Genomic DNA, 16,595 nt, shown 5'->3' with positions numbered 1-16,595 from the left:
TCATGGCTCTGACTTAATACTTGCATGTTTTTCACGTGCTATAGAAATAGCCTTTCTCAACTTCTTTTCAAGAATTTCTTTAGAAGGAAGCTGTGTTAAATACTGTGCAACATGAATATTAGAGCCTTCGAGTTCAAGATATTCTATATCCTCTTGATCCTTATCAGCACATAAAATAATCCCTAACGGTTTTTCTTCACCTGCTTTTCGTTCATTTTTATCTAACCAATTTAAATACCATTCCATCTGTCCTTTATAAGCTGGTTCAAAGCGACCTATTTTTAGTTCTATTGCTATAAGACGTTTTAATCCTCTGTGAAAAAATAGCAGGTCCAAATACCTGTCAGTTGTTTTAGTACTCATCCTTTTTTGACGTGTTACAAAACAAAAATCACTCCCAAACTCTTGTAAAAATTTTGTCAATTCATCCAAGATTGTATTTTCTAGATCAGTCTCACTATAACTTGATGGCAATTCCATGAAGCTAAGGAAGTATGGGTCATGAAAAATGAATTCTGTTGCTAACATATTTTCTTCACGTAAATTTTTTATACTCCTTCTTATAAACTCTTCAGGTTTTTTTGCTAGCGCTGTACGTTCATACAACATAGTATCGATTTTACTACGTAGTGCTCTAACACTCCACCTTTCAATACGACACATTTCTATATAATAATTACGCTTCAGCTCATCAGAAATTGCAATAATTTCTACAAAATGTGACCAACTCAATTGTTGTGACAGTGTCGCGACAATTTCTTGATCAGAAAAGAATTTAGAAAATTGCACCATACGAAATAATGACGCTCTATCAAAACCACGTCCATATTTAATCTGAAGTTCTTTTGCAAGTTGGGAGATGATTTGCTTCCCATAATCTGCACGTTTGTGCTTTAGAATATCTTGATCAATTCTGGAGCCAATTTCCCAGTTTAACAATACTAGAGTAGAATTGAATTGAACAGAAAGATGATTCTTTGCTCTATCTATTAAATTACTAATGTCTCCTAATAGGCTAGTAGTTATATCCATATTCATAACTTTACTTTTGGTAAGTATAGCAGATGGTTTATTTTTATCCTGAAAAAACATTACTACTACCACTTATTACTTTAGAACCACAAGATATTGAATCTCCAACTCTTCCTATACTATAGCCATTTGCAAACACTTTTTTTGATCCTTCAATTAATACTCTACCTTCTGTAAAATTATCTCCTTTTCGGCAAACTGGCTTACCATTTACAAAAACATTGTTACTGCCGCTAATGCAGAAATGTGGTATAGCTTCTCCACAGCAGTCTCCTAACCTCACTATTCCTTTGTTCAATTTAAGTCGATCCTTTCTGCTTTCAGTTTGATTCCACTTTTTGTCATTTCTATCTCTGATTTTCCTACTTTGAAATTTAATTTATCCACTACAGAAATTTCAAGATTCTTGCTCTCTTTGTCATACAATAACTTTGTTCCATCTTGAAATACTAAACTGTTAATCATTTCACTATTCTCTGGAGCAGAATAATTTTGCTGATATATTCCAGCTAGTACTACTCCTAATGATAACTCTCCCAATGGTGACAATATTACTACCTGTTCATTTATGCTTGGTGGTAGCCAGCTTCTTTCCTCTCCTGCTCTAGAAGTTATCCATGGAAGAAAATCTGTTAAAAGTTCTCCTATCTTCACTCTTACTTTTGCTTTCTCATAATCTACTTCTTTTACAACTCCTATTCGTACAATGTTTGCTAACTTTCTTTGCAGCTCTGAAATAGCAAAATTACTCTCTAACATTTTCTTCTATTATAATCGTATGTGGCTTAATCTTATTTTCTGTCCATATCGATTTACCTAAATGAAGCTGATGACTCCAATCAACCATCCACACCAAATATGCATCTAATTCGGGTCTAAATCCATCAGGCTCTGCAGAGAGAAATTCAGCAGGAGAAATATTTTTTACGTTCCAAGTATTTTTATTTACTACTCTTGCTACTTCTGCTGCTAATGACCTTACAACTAACGAGGAATACTCGACTGTTCCATCAACTACAATTCTCGCTTCAAATCTTGCTTTCAGGGCTAATTCCTCTGTTCCAGGATCTTTTCCCGATTCTAAACTCACAAGCTCTACAAATACCGCTGGCGCTAATAATTCTTTTCTTATTGCTGGATAAATTTCACATGTCTGTATAGACGGTATTTCTTCCTTCAGTGTGCTGCAAATTGCTTGATGTAAATCTTTCCAGAACTTTGTCATGCATATAATTTAACTCATGTAATGTATAAAATATTTTTCAAATACCTTTTCAACTTCATAATTAACAAGATTCCCTATTATCCTTGAAGCCTCTGGTTTCAGTGACAATTTAACTTCCTTTATTGGCAATGCTGCTCTTCCTTCACGTTTAAAAATACCGCTATTTCCTTTTGGCATAACTGCTGCAAATCCTCCTATAAACTCATGCTTTCCTACTTTCGATCCTCTTCTTGTTTTTTGTATTTTACCAATTGTTGATGCTCTAATGTCATAGAGATTTGCTCTAATCAACACGTCTAATCTGCTAGTTTTCGCCTTAAAAATTCTTAATCTCTTTCTTATCAAACTTAATTTTACCTTCTTTTCCTCACTGATTTCCTTAGCTGCTTGCGCTTTTAACCATAGTGCCGTTTTGTTTAACGCTTTTATAGCTGCCAGTTTTATTTTCTGCTCTTTTCTTTCAATATTGGAGATTATTTCATTAATATTGTTACTAATCAAACACTTTCTATTGCCTCAATTTTCCATATTTTACTTGAAGAATCTTTTAACGGTGGTTCAAAAATCTTGTAGAACCTTTTTTCAATCTTGATATAATCACCTATGCTAAAGGAAGTAACGTCCTGATCACGTATTTCTATAGAAGCAATTTGCTGAGTTAATTCTCCACCTGCACCTAAAGAGTACGTAGTCTCAGGACGTTTAATTAGCACTTTTATTTTACGAATGCCCTCCTTATTTTTATTACAATATATGGCTTCCACTCCTAGATGATCAAAACAATCTTCTAATAATCTTCCTATATTCATCAACTAGAACTAATTTTTACCAAAACGGCCGGACGATGGCACATTGGCAATGGATTCGACTGCGTATGCAAATCAGTTCCTCTATCAAACCTTCTTGGCTCTTGTTTTGCATAGAGTGGCTGTCCAAGAGTATTTACTGTCTCATTAAAATCTGCTGGTGCAAAATATGTTGTAAATGTGCTTGCTGTTCCTAGTGGAAAACAGTGCCCTGTATCTTTCTCAATAAATCTTCTAACCGTTCCTTCAGGGTCAGTTGCTTGCCCTCTATATTCCTCAAACGTTATGCCACAAAATGTAAACCCTGACCTCATATCATTTCGAAGTGCTGCTCCTTCTTGCCATCTTTCATATGCTTCTTTTACTTTTGCATGAGAAGTTAGTGCATCAAAAAACTCAGGGCTTACCAAGGCATGAATTCCAGTCATATATTCACCACTTAGGTTATCTTCTATATGCCGCAATACTTCCAGACACTTACGTTTTACATCTGTTGTTGCTGTTCCCAGTGCAAAATTTACTACTTTTGGTGTTATTTCAAATTCGTTGTACAGATTTAATAATTCTGACCCATCAGCATCTAAAATTATTCCCTTCAGCGCTCCCATTCGCAAATGCTCTAATGTTATTGCATGTTTGTTTCTCATTAGCTGCAAATGATCAGTTATTACATCTGCAAGCGCTTTAAGTTCACTCTCTGATCCAAATGCCCTTATTCCTTGTACTTCTTCTGGCAGCACTACATCATCATGCGGAATATGCGGAATCGTAAATGTTCTTACCTTTCTTTTGCCACGTTTTCCTACTGTTGCTGGTGCTCCGGGTAGCTGCGTTGGTAATAAACTTAATACTCCGTTGTGTTCTTCTATGGTAATATGTCTAAATCTTACTGACCTACTTGGAAACAAATTTAGATTTTCAACTCGTCCATAATTTATCGGCAATATATTCATCGCATTTGTTAGTGCCGTCATGCTAAATGCTGTATTTGTAAATGGATTTTGCATTCTTTTTCTCCTTATTAATTTAAGTTACACTCCCTTGCGGATAATGATCCCTCGTCCTTCAAGTTGCTTTATTGCTGCATTTTTCTGCTCTTCAGTGATATTTGCTGGCCACACAATTGCATGATCTGCTAGTATTGCACCACGAGTAATAATTACTGCTTTGGCATTTTCTGTCGCATTTACATCACTTACTATTGCACCTATTGCTGTTTGTGTGCCATCTGTTCCAACAGGATTAAGTACTCTAATAAAACCATCTTCCGTCTTTTTGGCAACTACTGCACCAAGCTTAAGATTTTGACCTTTAGCTACTGTTATTTGATCTCTTGAATATAGGTTGGACACTTCATATTTCAGAAGATCGCCTTGTATGTTAAAAACAAGTTCATAAATATTACAAAGTGGTAATATTAAGAACATGCAGAGAAGAGGAACCGTAGATCGCCTTGGTCATAAAGGACCGTAATTTAGCAAGGTTCTCTTCCCTGATTATTTACTGAAAAGTTCCGAACAACTGATTGAGCTTTTAGGCTCGTATATAAGGGTGGAAAATGCAGTATTACATGTTATTCTATGGAGGAATTATGAATTTATCAAATATCATTGCTGGTATTGATGTTAGCAAAAATAAACTAGATATCCACATTCATCCACTTGGACATTATAAAGTATTTGAAAATAACGTTCAAGCTATTGATCAAATACTCGACTTTTTGCATTTACATAATGTAATCAAAGTTGGACTTGAAGCAACTGGTGGGTACGAAAAATTATGTGCTTATACTTTACTAAGCCATGGTTTCGAAGTATATGTAATTCAACCTAGATGGGTGAGAGACTATGCAAAAAGCCTTGGTATTGCTACTAAAACTGATAAAATAGACTGCAGCATTATCTCACGTTATATTAATAATACAGATATGCGCGTTACTCCTTTAAAAGTTAGTAATGTTGACTTCTTGAGGCAAAAGCTATCTCGTAGAAATCAACTAGTAGAAATGGCAAAAATACAAAAAACTCAAGCTCATCAAGTAACTGATATATCCATAATCAAACAAATGGAAGAGCTACTTGTCATATTACAGAATCAAATTCAAGTTTTAGAAGATGAGATGATTGAGTTGATTGAACAAAGTCAAGAGCTTAAAAAAAAATACATATCAATAACTAGTATACCAGGTGTAAGTAAAATCACAGCTATTACTATTATTTGTTATCTGCCAGAATTAGGAACTCTTCAAAGAAAGCAAATATCTAGCATTGCCGGAGTTGCACCTTTTAATCGAGACAGTGGTTTTAATAAAGGAAAAAGGTGCATTCAAGGCGGTAGGTCACAAATTAGAACAGTCTTGTATATGTGTATTCTTAGTGCGCGGAAATGGAATTCTTTCATAAAAACTTTTTTTGATAGGTTACATAATCAATATAAAAAACCATATAAAGTTGCTTCCACTGCTGCTATGAGAAAGTTACTTTTACTTGCTAACTCTTTAGTAAGAGATGACAGGGTTTTTACTGAGGAATACAGCCCTAAGTCTGCTTAGATCCAACACTAGCAGATTAGTGTGGATGTGGATAAGTGCGCTTACACAGACTGAAAGCACTTATCCACATCCACACTTTTTAAAAGAATTTAAATCAAATATTACAACTTATTTTTCCAACAGTTGCTGGTGCTCCTGGAACTTGAGTTGGAAGTAGTGCTAAAAAACCGTTTTGTTCTTCAATGGCAATATGGCGAAACCTTACTGATTTACTCGGAAAAAGTTTTAAACTTTCAGTTCGACCAAAACTAATTGGTAAAATATTAATAGCTCCAGTTAATGCTGTCATATTGAATGCTGGATTTGAAAGTGGATTTTGCATAATGTTTAGCTCCTATTAAAAATTAATATAAAATTCAGATTCCTTTACGGACAATAATACCCCTCTCTTCAAGTTGTTTTATTGCTGCTGTTTTTTGCTCTTCAGTTATATTTGCTGGCCAGACAATTGCATGATCAGCAAGTAAAGCTACGCGAGTAATGATTACTGCTTTAATATCTGCATCTTTACTATTTACATCGTTTATAATCACACCTATTGCTGTTTGAGTACCATCTGTGCCTAGCGGATTTAGAGCTCTTATAAAGCCCCCATCATCTGTCTTTTTGCTAACCACTGCTCCAAGCTTTAGGTTTTGTTCCTTAGCAACAGTAATTTGGTCACGTGAGTATAGATTTGATGCCTCATATTTTAAGAGGTCACCAAGATTATTTGGTTCAGTTATACAAGACATGTTTTTCTCCTGGAAATTTTGGCTGATAAAGTTATTAATTTTGTTTTTTCCGCTGAATTTGTAGTTGCTATAGTCCGCGGAATAGCTTTAGCTTTGTAGGTTTATATATTTTGTCGTGCCTTGGCTGCCTGCATCAATAAATCCTCCGAAATTACGTAAAATATGTTAAAAGCATCTTTGGCTTTATAGCCCACCAAGTAAAAATTATTTTTCAGTATTTTTCATTTCTCTATTGACTTTTAACACAACTGCTAATTTATCGTTTGGCTCACCACAAAAAATATGTCCAAACCCTATAGTTTCTTTTTCACTTTCACTATTTGTAAACCAAATGTTAGCCAGTTCATCTTTAAATAACTCCAAATCCGCATCTGGCGTAATCACTTGATGATCAAGCTTATCATATATTCCTTTCACTACTTCTTGATGCTGCGGACAACTAAGTAAAATTTTGAAATCTTCTTTATCTGGATGTGCTCCCCAATCTCCACAAACTTTCAACACTCCTCTATCGAAGTCAGTTAATTCTGGAAACGGTGGTATATAACCTGGTTGTGAACTGAAAAATGGTTCAAAATTGACCTTAACATTTTCTTCTACATAACTGGTGTGAAAATAATGATCCTTAATATAAAAAATAAATCCTATTATTGGTATTATTAAACACAAAATTAGTTTAACTGTCTTCGACATAATCACGTTCACAAAAAAGCTAGCTTATAAGAAACAATTTAAAAAAGTTTTAATCTAATCATTTTTGCAGAGCAGCAACTCCCGGCATTTCATCACCACCCAGCCAACTTAAAAACGCTCCTCCACCAGTGGAAACATATGTAAAATCCTTATCGGTAAGGCCTGCAGCGCTTATTGCAGATAGACTATCACCTCCCCCTATTATGCTGGTTAACTTTCCTTTGTGCGTTAAGTCACTTACGACTTTCATTACCCCTATTGTACCACTTGCAAAAGCTGAATGTTCAAAAACACCAATAGGTCCATTCCACAGCAGAGTCTTACTGCTTGCTATTATACTGCTTATTGTACTCAAAGTTTGTGGTCCGATATCCAAAATTATATCACCGTCCAAAATGGACTCAGTTCTTCTTGAAATACTAGTGCTGTAATCAGAGTTTACTGCAACCAGAACGTCTTCTGGCACAACTATTTTGCAATTGTTTTTATTTGCTGTTTCAACAATATTATGTAGAAGGTCGTCAACACCATTTTGAAAGAAAGATTTTCCTATATTTACTTTGCTAAATAACAAAAAATTATTAGCAATTGCACCTCCGAGAACTAGGTAATCAACCTTTTCTGTTAGCTTTATAAGCATTTTTATCTTAGTTGACATTTTGGCTCCCCCAACTATCGCAGTAATAGGTTTAGCTTTAAACGATACAGCTTTTTCAAGATACTTTAGCTCATCTTGTAAGCAAAATCCCGCGTAGGAAGGTAAAAACTCTGTAATGCGTGAAATAGAAGCGTGAGCTCTGTGAGAGCAAGAAAATGCATCATTTACATATATATCCGCTAGAGATGCTAGTTGTTTGGCAAAATTTGAGTCACTCTGCTCTTCCTCTTTATAAAATCTTAGATTCTCTAGTAATATTATATCTCTTGCATCCATAGCACTCACTGCTTTTTGCACTTTTTCACCAACGCAATCATCAATGAATTTCACTTTTTTATTTAGTAACTGCGATAAAGTGTCAATTACATTTTTTAGCGACAGATTATTGTCTCTGGCCTTTGGGCGTCCGAAATGCGATATAATAATAATCTTTGCACTTGCATTCACTAAATACTCAATAGTAGGCAATGCTCTCAAAATACGAGTGACGTCACGAATTTCTCCATCTTTTATAGGAACATTTAAGTCAACTCTGAGTAAGACGGTTTTATTGTGAAGATCACAATTTTCTATACTAGGTATATTCATTGTAAAACTAAAGCTATAAAGCCACTATACAGCAGTTTGACCTAAAGTAAAGTTTTAAGTTTACGAACGTTTAAGGAAATTTGCATCCAGATGGTGTCATGAAAGTAGCTGACACTGGTTCACTCTATAATGGTGTCATCCAAGTAGCCGACACTGGGATCCAGGTTGCTTACAAGCAAATTAGCATAGAAAGTGGTTACAACGTTTTCGATGAGATTGCAGGAACCAGTGTCAGCTACTTGGATGACACCATTCTTTTTTCTGGATCTCAGTGTCAGCTACTTTCATCTGCCACCTGCAAATTGCAATGTTCGTACAGTTATGTGTCACGCTACTTGGATGACACCGTTGAAAGAAATGAACCGCCTTTTCAAAATTGTTTTGAATAGAGGAATAACATTCACAAGTAAAATTTCATATTACCATTTTTTAATTTATGTATTATAATAAGCTTAATCTATAAGAAAAACAAAGTTGGAAAAGTTGGAAGAACTAAGCAAAAACTGGGTGATAAGAACGGGAAGATTTTTATCTTCATTGTTTTTTTTACTGTTGATTGCGCTATCAATACGTAGTTTTTTATTCGAGCCATTTCATATACCTTCTGGTTCAATGAAAAGCACCCTACTTGAAGGGGATTACATTTTTACTAGTAAATATTCATACGGTTACAGTAAACACTCATTTCCATTTTCTCCAAACATTTTTAGCGGCAGGATTTTTTATACCCCTCCAAAGCGTGGCGACATAGTAGTTTTCAAACCCACAAGAAACGACAGTATCCGATTTGTTAAGCGAGTAATAGGAACACCAGGCGACAAAGTGCAAATGATAGAGGGAGAATTATACCTAAATGATCAGAAAGTAGAGCGAAGGCAAATTGAAAGTTTTTTTGATTATGAGTCAAATCGTAACATACCAAGATATATAGAAACGCTTTTAAGTGGCAAGGAGCATGAGATTTTGGTAGATAACATTTCTAATAAGCTATCATATAACACTACGGTTTATTATGTACCTAACGATCAATTTTTTGTTATGGGAGACAATAGAAATAATTCTTTGGATAGCAGGTTTCCTGAGGTTGGTTTTGTACCAATGGAAAATATCATTGGGCGTGTAAGTATAGTTGGTTTATCGTTTAAATTGGGGAAGGTCGATTGGTTACCATTTAATTTCAGGTTACCTGTTGCTTTGAGATTAAATAGGGTATTGCACAAGGTTGTGTAAGCTTTTTCTACCTATTTGTTAATTCACATAACTCTAAAGAAGAATTTTCTAACTCGGCGATAGTGTTGTTAATTTCATTCAAGTCATTGCCTTGTAAAGCGTTTTTTGCATTTTGTAATAGGTTTTTCAACTTTTGATCAGTGGAAAGGTTATTATTGTTTTCAACCAAGTGTATGAGTTTATTTCCATTAATTTTAGCACCTGCAAGGGAACGAGCCTTCATATCTTCATCAAAGCTGTTTATTGACTGGTTAACCATATTTTGAACATCAGCTTTACTCAAGCCAAAACTTGAATTTACTTTAACTGTCTGCTCAATTCCAGTAGTTTTTTCTCTTGCAGTAACAGTCAAGATCCCGTCAACGTTAACTGTAAATTCTATTTCAACTCTTGCAGAACCTGCAGGCAGTGGCGGTATACCTTTTAGTTCAAACTGCGCTAGAGATTTGTTATCCTCGATCATTTCACGTTCTCCCTGACAAACGTGAATTTTCATTGCTGGTTGCCCATCAACATAAGTTGTAAACTCTTTTATCTCTGAAACTGGTAGTGGTGTATTTCTTGGTATGATTTTTTCAACTATGTCTCCCATAGTTTCTATGCCAAGTGATAAAGGTAAAACATCCAGGAGAATATTCCTATCTTTTGAGCTCGAAGTTAAATCATGAGCCTGCAGAGCTGCTCCCATGACAACTGCTTTATCTGGATCCACGTCATTCAGTACTTTATTTCCAAAGAGCTTGACTAGTGAATTTTGAACCAATGGTGTTCTAGTTGCACCACCAACTAAAATTACTCCTTTTATATCATCAATTTTAAGATCTATGTCGCTTATAGTACGAGTGACTATATTGATAGTCTTATTAACTAAAGGACTTATTGCCTGTTCGAACTTCTCTCTAGTTATTTCACATTCAAATGGCTTGCCGTTAATGTTAAAGCCAAAAGTGCCTGATGCATTTTCACTTAAGTATTCTTTCGCGGTACGGATATTGCAGGTTCCAGCGTTATGTGTTGGAATGACATTAAGGTGTGTTGTCGACTCCTTGTTTAAACCTACTTTTTCTCTATACTTATCAAGTACAATTGAACTCAGAAGATGATCAAAATCATCACCGCCGAGTTTGGTATCACCACCAACCGCAAGGACTTGAAACACTCCTTGATGTAATTTCAATATTGAAATATCAAATGTTCCTCCACCAAGGTCGTAAACTGCATATATTCCGCTGCTGTTGTTCTTTTCAATGGAGTAAGAAAGTGCAGCAGCAGTTGGTTCATTAACGAGACGAAGAACTTCTATGCCAGCTAATTTTGCTGCATATTTAGTTGCGTTACGTGCTGAATCGTCAAAGTAAGCTGGCACAGTGATCACTGCTTTTTTTACTTCCATTCCTGTAGACTTTTTCACCCTCTCGCATAAAGCTTTTAATATCTCAGCAGAAATCTCAACAGGAGTAAGATACTTTTCCTCTGAGCATTTTACTCTAATAACTTTTTCACTTTCGTTATCTATTTCAAAATTGAGGCCTTCTTTATTTAATTCTTCAACACTTTCACCCATTAAACGCTTTATTGAGTAGATTGCATTTTGACCGACGTCACAGCCAGTTTTCAATGTATTATTTTCATACGAAATAACAGAAGGCAGTAGCTCTCTTCCCTGCTCATCTTTAAATATCTCCACGTTGCCAGCTTTATTTACCATAGCAATTAAAGAGTTAGTAGTGCCAAGATCTATACCAAAAACTACTTCACTTGAATTTGGTTCAGAAATTTGAATTGGTTGCATTCTTTTTCACCTCCTCAAATGACTTATATAAATATTTCAATCTTAAGACTTGTGTAGCAGCTCCATCAAAATTCTTTACAGCAAAAGTGTTAATTAGGTTTTTAACGCAATCTTTTATTTTTTCATCAACCATCCTACTTGCAAATTGTAGATCATCGCAGTCCAGCAAATATTCTCTTATTTCCATTGATTCATTTAATATTTCAGAATTTGGATGATCCTTTGGGCTTTCCACACCAAAAAGATTCAACAAATGCTCGGCACGTTTTAGAGGTGACTTTAGCACCTGATAAGCTTTGTTAATATTAATTATATTTTTAGATTGTCCTTCGTTTATATCAGTCCTGCTTAGCTCAATATATTTTTTCTCTAACTCATCAAAGCTGATGTTGAAAGTTGGTTCAATTTCAAACAATGTAAAATAGCTGCTAGACATGAAAACTCTCTCCACAACCACATTTTCCTTTCTCATTAGGATTTTTGAAAACAAAACCCGATGAAAATTTTTCTTCTACATAATCCATTTCAGAGCCAAGAATAAACATGACAGATTTTGGATCGATCAACACTTTAACTTTTTGGTCATCACTGCAGTTTTCCTCAATTATCGACTCTAAAGGACGAGTATCATATGCATATTCAATATCATATTTTAAACCAGAACATCCTTTTTGTTTAATTAGCACTCTTATTCCTATTGCTTCTTCCGGTTTCTCAAGGTTAGTATGCTTCTTTTGGTCCAATAAATACCTTATCCTTTCTACTGCTTTCGCAGTTATAGTAATAAGTTTTTTATCTTTCTTTATAGCGTTTACTCCTTGATATTCACTCATGCTTTAGTTCTCAATGTCCACCTTTACTTTGTTTGCTTTGATAATCATGAATAGCAGCCTTTATAGCATCTTCAGCAAGCACCGAGCAGTGTATCTTCACTGGAGGTAAAGACAACTCTTCCACTATTTGAGTATTCTTTATCTGTGTAACGTCACTGATGGTTCTTCCCTTTATCATCTCTGTTAACAAGGAACTTGAAGCAATGGCAGAACCACAACCAAAAGTTTTAAATTTTGCATCTTCAATAACACCTTTGTCATTGACCTTTATCTGCAATTTCATTACATCACCGCACGATGGTGCACCAACTAAACCAGTACCAACATTTGGATCATTTTTATCCAGAGAGCCAACATTCCTTGGATTTTCGTAATGATCTAAAATTTTCTCATTATAACTCATAAAATTACCTGTGAACCGCTATTCTACATTATAACATATTTAGGTTAAAAACTAAAGTGAAATACACTAGTTTTGTGTATATTTTACTTACAAAATATTACGAAAATGAGTATATTTACTTTACAAATTCACGTAGTGCATGTCATTCTCTATATTGTAATTAAGTTTGTAATTTAAAAGGAGTATTCTCTTGAGTTTATTTGGTAACCTTTATAAAGGCTTGTTAAAAACTTCTTCTCGCTTTAGCGACGGGGTGAAAAGTATTTTTTCTGGCAAAAAAAAATTAGATCAGTCGCTTTTAGATGAGCTAGAAGAATTGCTAATTAGCATGGATATTGGTCATAAAACTTCCAAGTTGATTATTGACAGGCTCACAAGCATCAAATTTGACAAGGAAGTTGAGTATAATATTATCTCGCAGCAGTTAATGAACGAAATAGAAGCTATATTGAGCCCAGTTGTGCAACCGTTAATTTTGAATAAAAAACCACATATAATAATGGTATGTGGAGTAAATGGTAATGGTAAAACCACAACTATAGGTAAGCTCGCATATAAATATAAGGAGATGGGAAAGTCCGTTATGCTTGTTGCATGTGATACATTTAGAGCTGCTGCTAGTGAACAATTAAACATTTGGGCAGAACGTTCTGATTGCTTGATTGTTACTGGAGAGCATGGTAGCGACTCTGCAAGTGTGGCATATAGAGCTGTGAGTCAAGCTATAAAAGATAACGTTGATGTTGTTCTAATTGACACAGCAGGCAGGCTACAAAATAATGTGAACCTTATGGAGGAGTTATCAAAAATATATAGAACGATAAAGAAATTGGATGACACTGCCCCTCATGACGTTATTTTAGTTCTTGATGCAACTACCGGCCAAAATGCTTATAGCCAATTAGAGGCATTTAGTAAGATGGTTAGTGTTACCGGGCTAATCATAACAAAGCTAGATGGCACCGCTAAGGGCGGAGTAGTAATTGGACTTGCAGAAGCTTATAAGGTAAAGTTACATGCTATAGGAATTGGTGAAAGTATAGAGGACTTAAAGGAGTTTACTAGTAAAGAGTTTGCTGAAGCGTTATTTAATTGTAATTAAAGACTTCTCTTAATTCCCTTACGTGACCAAGCTTAATTATCTCAATATCATGAGAAGAGTAATTACCATTTTTAGGCATAATTGCTTTTTTGAATCCTAACTTTTGTGCTTCTTTTAGTCTAAGATCAGCATGCGAGACATTCCTAATTTCTCCTGAAAGTGCAACTTCACCGCAGATTATTGAAGAAGTTGGCAGCGGTAAATTTACTACACTTGAAATAAGGGAAGCAGCAACAGCAAGATCAGCCGATGGTTCCTGTATTTTGAGTCCCCCTGCAATGTTTAGGTATACCTCTTTATCATGCAAAAACATTTTACAGCGAGCATTTAGCACCGCGATGATCATAGCCAATCGATTAATATCCCACCCAACTACTGCCCTTCTTGGGGTTGCAATATTAGTCCCTGCTATCAACGCTTGAACTTCCATTAAAATTGGTCTTGAACCTTCAATTCCTGCAAATACGGCGCTGCCAACTACTTCTCTGTCATGGGCCATCAGAAACAATGATGATGGATTATCAACAGGCACAAGTCCTGCTTCAGACATCTCAAAAACACCAATTTCATTTGCAGGGCCAAATCTATTTTTAATAGTACGCAAAATACGGTATTGATTGCTATTTTCACCTTCAAAATATAATACCGTATCTACCATATGCTCCAAAGTTTTAGGTCCAGCTATTTGCCCATCCTTAGTTATATGACCAACTATTAAAAGAGAAACACCATATTGTTTTGCAAGAATGGTTAATTCATGGGCACAAGTACGAACCTGAGTTACAGTTCCTGGTGCCGATGTAATTCTGCTATCATACATTGTTTGTATAGAGTCAATTACTAAAAATTTAATGCTTTTATTTTCCTTTATTGTTGCTACTACATCAGTTAAAGACACTGTAGATAAAAGCTTAATTTTAGGTTCATTTATCTTAAGACGCTTTGCTCTGAGGCTCACCTGCTCTAAAGATTCCTCGCCAGATACATAAAGACATTCAAAAGAGGAAAGTTGCACAACATTAGCTGCAATTCTAAGCAAAAGGGTAGATTTTCCAATACCAGGTTCGCCTCCAATTAGAATGCTAGCACCTTGAACGATACCCCCACCAAAAACTCTATCTAATTCTTCTACTCCTGTTAGAAAACGACTTGGAGTGATAATTTCGCTACCCGATAACGCCTTTATTAAAATTGGCGCAGATATACTTCTTTTGCCCGTTTTTACTGCTATTTCTTCAACAACTGTATCCCAATTGTCACATGCAATGCACTTTCCTACCCACCTACCAGTGCTATGACCACAGGATTGACATACATATACAGTTTTCATCAAAGCCAAAATTATTTTGTTATAATTGTAATGAAAATTAGCTGAATAGGCGAAGTAAATCTAACCACTGAGTCTCACAAACGTTTTGGTGCGAAGATAATTGTCATAAGTTGTGCCATTTAAATTCATGCACAATAATTGCACGAACGCTTCCCTCTAGGATCCAAGTAGCCCATTCTCCTGTCATTCCAGTAGCATCCTTTTTTTGTCATCCCAGTGCCCAGACTACTTGGATCCAGGAAAAAGAATGATGTCATCCCAGTGCCCCGACACTGGGATCCAGAAAAGTTTGCTTGTAAGCAAGCAAACTAGCATAGAAAGTGGTTACAACATTTTCGATGAGATTATATGGAAAACTGGATCCCAGTGTCAAGCACTGGGATGACAGCAGTCCTACGTCATACCGCGATTCATTCGCGGTATCTCTTAACATAGATCCCGCTAACAAGCAGCGAGATGAAGATTATCGTTTAGCTATAAATATTTAAGAAATTTACCAAACGAAAAAAAAGGCAAAAGAAGCCCTAGTCATTGTCTATTTTCAGTATTTGGCGTTTTTTAAGTCTTAAACACTGCAACTAACCTACGCTGCAAATGTTTAAGAAATTTACTAAGCAGAAAAAAAGGCAAAAGAAACCCCGTGTTAGCTAGTTGTCACTCTCTAATCCTGCAAATTGGCGTACTATACTGTCTTAAACGACTTATAAGCGCGTTTCAGCTTATATAGGTAAAAACCCAGAAATGTTGTGAAGAAATAAGGTGCACATAGTGCAAAAAATTAAAAATAAGACGCCAACTACGTTGTTTTCTTGCTGTTTAATCTGCACAGATGAAGATAACTGAATACCTTCACTATCATGATAAGGGGGATGGCGGAGTTTGTCAAGGAAGTTTTTTCGTTTCTAACGGTTGTTGCCAAAAACTATACAAAAAGTCTAATGAGTTAACTTCCATATATCCTGAGTAGTTCTTGTGCATTAGCTTTGATTAGGATAGGGCATTTTCTGTCATTTAATAGGGAACGCAATATTTCAGTTGCACCTTTAATGTCGTTATTATGTATCTTTACTACAGCGATAGCTTCTTGGCTTGAATAAGGATACACTGCACTTGATTCTAAATTATCAATTTTATCTTTATTTATTTTTTCACCGTTGGAGTGAAGTAAGCTCATTACCTCTAAGTATTGTGCTAACTCACGCAAAACATTAGGAGCATCTTTATCATCTGCCAAATCATTATAAATAGATGCTGTGTTTGTTGGCATTGAATCTGAGATATGATTGAATGCGTGTTCAAAATTTGCTAAATACCCCCAATTTGAATCTATTTCTTCTAGCAGCGGCTTATTATCTTTTTTAAAGAATAATACTTCGTAAAACTTGTCACCCGCAGTTATAGATTGTTTTGTGTTATCAATGTTGCGCAATAAGTATAATGTGATGCCAACTAACATTGGTGCGAGTGCAAGCAGAAAGATGTATTTTTTCATGGTAATATTCCAAATAGTTATATATTTATACATTAATGCTTTTGATTTGCAAAAACATATTGACATAGTGATTATATCACATAATAATGTTCTCAAAGTTGTTTGAATAGTTGGAGATTAAAATAT

The 16,595-nt window shown here is 35.2% G+C and carries 22 protein-coding genes and 1 pseudogene; 5 read left to right on the top strand and 18 right to left on the bottom strand.

All coding sequences use genetic code 11. The features are described 5' to 3' along the window. Genes ACFZP3_RS04770 through ACFZP3_RS04735 form a run of 8 tightly spaced genes read right to left on the bottom strand, consistent with a single transcriptional unit; the run spans position 1 to position 4,490 of the window. A complete protein-coding gene (locus ACFZP3_RS04770) occupies positions 1–1,092 on the bottom strand; it encodes a YhcG family protein (protein ID WP_264735442.1) in 1,092 nt (363 codons plus the stop codon). Continuing rightward, a complete protein-coding gene (locus ACFZP3_RS04765; RefSeq protein WP_226080738.1) occupies positions 1,076–1,330 on the bottom strand; it encodes a PAAR domain-containing protein in 255 nt (84 codons plus the stop codon). Before ACFZP3_RS04765 ends, ACFZP3_RS04770 begins: the two co-directional genes overlap by 17 nt. Then, positions 1,327–1,791 carry a phage baseplate assembly protein V gene (locus ACFZP3_RS04760; RefSeq protein WP_047759504.1) on the bottom strand — a complete coding sequence of 155 codons (465 nt, stop codon included), beginning with the start codon at positions 1,789–1,791 and terminating at the stop codon, positions 1,327–1,329. Before ACFZP3_RS04760 ends, ACFZP3_RS04765 begins: the two co-directional genes overlap by 4 nt. Next, on the bottom strand, positions 1,778–2,257 hold the full coding sequence (locus tag ACFZP3_RS04755) for a hypothetical protein (protein ID WP_386086962.1): 480 nt from the start codon (positions 2,255–2,257) through the stop codon (positions 1,778–1,780). The genes ACFZP3_RS04760 and ACFZP3_RS04755 overlap by 14 nt, the downstream gene beginning before the upstream one ends. Positions 2,258–2,266: 9 nt before the next feature. Next, positions 2,267–2,758: a phage tail protein gene (locus ACFZP3_RS04750; protein WP_386086961.1), complete on the bottom strand. Its 492-nt coding sequence runs from the start codon at positions 2,756–2,758 to the stop codon at positions 2,267–2,269. After that, on the bottom strand, positions 2,755–3,066 hold the full coding sequence (locus tag ACFZP3_RS04745) for a hypothetical protein (RefSeq protein ID WP_264378242.1): 312 nt from the start codon (positions 3,064–3,066) through the stop codon (positions 2,755–2,757). The genes ACFZP3_RS04750 and ACFZP3_RS04745 overlap by 4 nt, the downstream gene beginning before the upstream one ends. Beyond that, on the bottom strand, positions 3,066–4,070 hold the full coding sequence (locus tag ACFZP3_RS04740) for a major capsid protein (RefSeq protein ID WP_386086960.1): 1,005 nt from the start codon (positions 4,068–4,070) through the stop codon (positions 3,066–3,068). Before ACFZP3_RS04740 ends, ACFZP3_RS04745 begins: the two co-directional genes overlap by 1 nt. Before the next feature lie 24 nt (positions 4,071–4,094). Then, a complete protein-coding gene (locus tag ACFZP3_RS04735) occupies positions 4,095–4,490 on the bottom strand; it encodes a head decoration protein (protein ID WP_386086959.1) in 396 nt (131 codons plus the stop codon). 164 nt (positions 4,491–4,654) lie between these two features. Here ACFZP3_RS04735 and ACFZP3_RS04730 point away from each other — a divergent pair, with 164 nt between their 5' ends. Next, complete coding sequence (locus ACFZP3_RS04730) at positions 4,655–5,614, top strand: IS110 family transposase (RefSeq protein ID WP_253308968.1); 960 nt, start codon at positions 4,655–4,657, stop codon at positions 5,612–5,614. 112 nt (positions 5,615–5,726) lie between these two features. Here ACFZP3_RS04730 and ACFZP3_RS04725 read toward each other — a convergent pair. The 4 genes and pseudogenes from ACFZP3_RS04725 to ACFZP3_RS04710 all read right to left on the bottom strand — a co-directional run. Further along, a pseudogene (locus tag ACFZP3_RS04725) lies at positions 5,727–5,936 on the bottom strand (major capsid protein); the annotation flags it as partial. 34 nt (positions 5,937–5,970) lie between these two features. Continuing rightward, positions 5,971–6,348, bottom strand: a complete 378-nt coding sequence (locus ACFZP3_RS04720) for a head decoration protein (protein ID WP_386086958.1) — start codon at positions 6,346–6,348, stop codon at positions 5,971–5,973. Positions 6,349–6,552: 204 nt separating this feature from the next. Then, on the bottom strand, positions 6,553–7,041 hold the full coding sequence (locus ACFZP3_RS04715; protein WP_386086957.1) for a hypothetical protein: 489 nt from the start codon (positions 7,039–7,041) through the stop codon (positions 6,553–6,555). 58 nt (positions 7,042–7,099) lie between these two features. Further along, on the bottom strand, positions 7,100–8,287 hold the full coding sequence (locus ACFZP3_RS04710) for a phosphoglycerate kinase (RefSeq protein ID WP_386086956.1): 1,188 nt from the start codon (positions 8,285–8,287) through the stop codon (positions 7,100–7,102). Between the two features lie 80 nt (positions 8,288–8,367). Here ACFZP3_RS04710 and ACFZP3_RS04705 point away from each other — a divergent pair, with 80 nt between their 5' ends. Both ACFZP3_RS04705 and lepB read left to right on the top strand, forming a co-directional pair. Next, positions 8,368–8,676, top strand: a complete 309-nt coding sequence (locus ACFZP3_RS04705; protein ID WP_264688372.1) for a hypothetical protein — start codon at positions 8,368–8,370, stop codon at positions 8,674–8,676. 94 nt (positions 8,677–8,770) lie between these two features. Next, complete coding sequence (lepB, locus tag ACFZP3_RS04700) at positions 8,771–9,517, top strand: signal peptidase I (RefSeq protein ID WP_253309972.1); 747 nt, start codon at positions 8,771–8,773, stop codon at positions 9,515–9,517. A 7-nt stretch (positions 9,518–9,524) separates the two neighbouring features. Here the strand turns inward: lepB and hscA are convergent, their stop codons facing one another. From hscA to iscU, 4 genes are read right to left on the bottom strand one after another with little or no spacing between them, the layout of a single operon-like run. Beyond that, positions 9,525–11,309 (bottom strand): Fe-S protein assembly chaperone HscA, encoded by a 1,785-nt coding sequence (gene hscA, locus ACFZP3_RS04695; protein WP_386086955.1) that lies wholly within the window; start codon positions 11,307–11,309, stop codon positions 9,525–9,527. After that, positions 11,287–11,745: an iron-sulfur cluster co-chaperone HscB C-terminal domain-containing protein gene (locus ACFZP3_RS04690; protein WP_253309542.1), complete on the bottom strand. Its 459-nt coding sequence runs from the start codon at positions 11,743–11,745 to the stop codon at positions 11,287–11,289. Before ACFZP3_RS04690 ends, hscA begins: the two co-directional genes overlap by 23 nt. Continuing rightward, positions 11,738–12,142 (bottom strand): HesB/IscA family protein, encoded by a 405-nt coding sequence (locus ACFZP3_RS04685; protein ID WP_264328899.1) that lies wholly within the window; start codon positions 12,140–12,142, stop codon positions 11,738–11,740. The genes ACFZP3_RS04690 and ACFZP3_RS04685 overlap by 8 nt, the downstream gene beginning before the upstream one ends. Positions 12,143–12,152: 10 nt before the next feature. Further along, positions 12,153–12,545 (bottom strand): Fe-S cluster assembly scaffold IscU, encoded by a 393-nt coding sequence (gene iscU / locus ACFZP3_RS04680; RefSeq protein WP_114516867.1) that lies wholly within the window; start codon positions 12,543–12,545, stop codon positions 12,153–12,155. Between the two features lie 190 nt (positions 12,546–12,735). Between iscU and ftsY the strand changes: the two genes are divergently transcribed. Next, on the top strand, positions 12,736–13,647 hold the full coding sequence (gene ftsY, locus ACFZP3_RS04675; RefSeq protein ID WP_253309540.1) for a signal recognition particle-docking protein FtsY: 912 nt from the start codon (positions 12,736–12,738) through the stop codon (positions 13,645–13,647). Here the strand turns inward: ftsY and radA are convergent. Further along, complete coding sequence (gene radA, locus ACFZP3_RS04670; RefSeq protein WP_386086954.1) at positions 13,634–14,977, bottom strand: DNA repair protein RadA; 1,344 nt, start codon at positions 14,975–14,977, stop codon at positions 13,634–13,636. The two genes, ftsY and radA, sit on opposite strands and share 14 nt — an antisense overlap. Positions 14,978–15,182: 205 nt before the next feature. On the opposite strand from radA, the gene ACFZP3_RS04665 reads away from it, so the two are divergent. Then, positions 15,183–15,362 (top strand): hypothetical protein, encoded by a 180-nt coding sequence (locus ACFZP3_RS04665; RefSeq protein ID WP_265016489.1) that lies wholly within the window; start codon positions 15,183–15,185, stop codon positions 15,360–15,362. A gap of 558 nt (positions 15,363–15,920) precedes the next feature. Here ACFZP3_RS04665 and ACFZP3_RS04660 read toward each other — a convergent pair. Further along, positions 15,921–16,535: a hypothetical protein gene (locus ACFZP3_RS04660; RefSeq protein WP_253309859.1), complete on the bottom strand. Its 615-nt coding sequence runs from the start codon at positions 16,533–16,535 to the stop codon at positions 15,921–15,923. Positions 16,536–16,595: the final 60 nt, after the last annotated feature.

The sequence above is a fragment of the Wolbachia endosymbiont (group A) of Norellia spinipes genome (assembly GCF_964273535.1).
The sequence above is the reverse complement of the archived record's forward strand: the minus strand, read 5'-3'. Positions and strand labels throughout refer to the sequence as shown.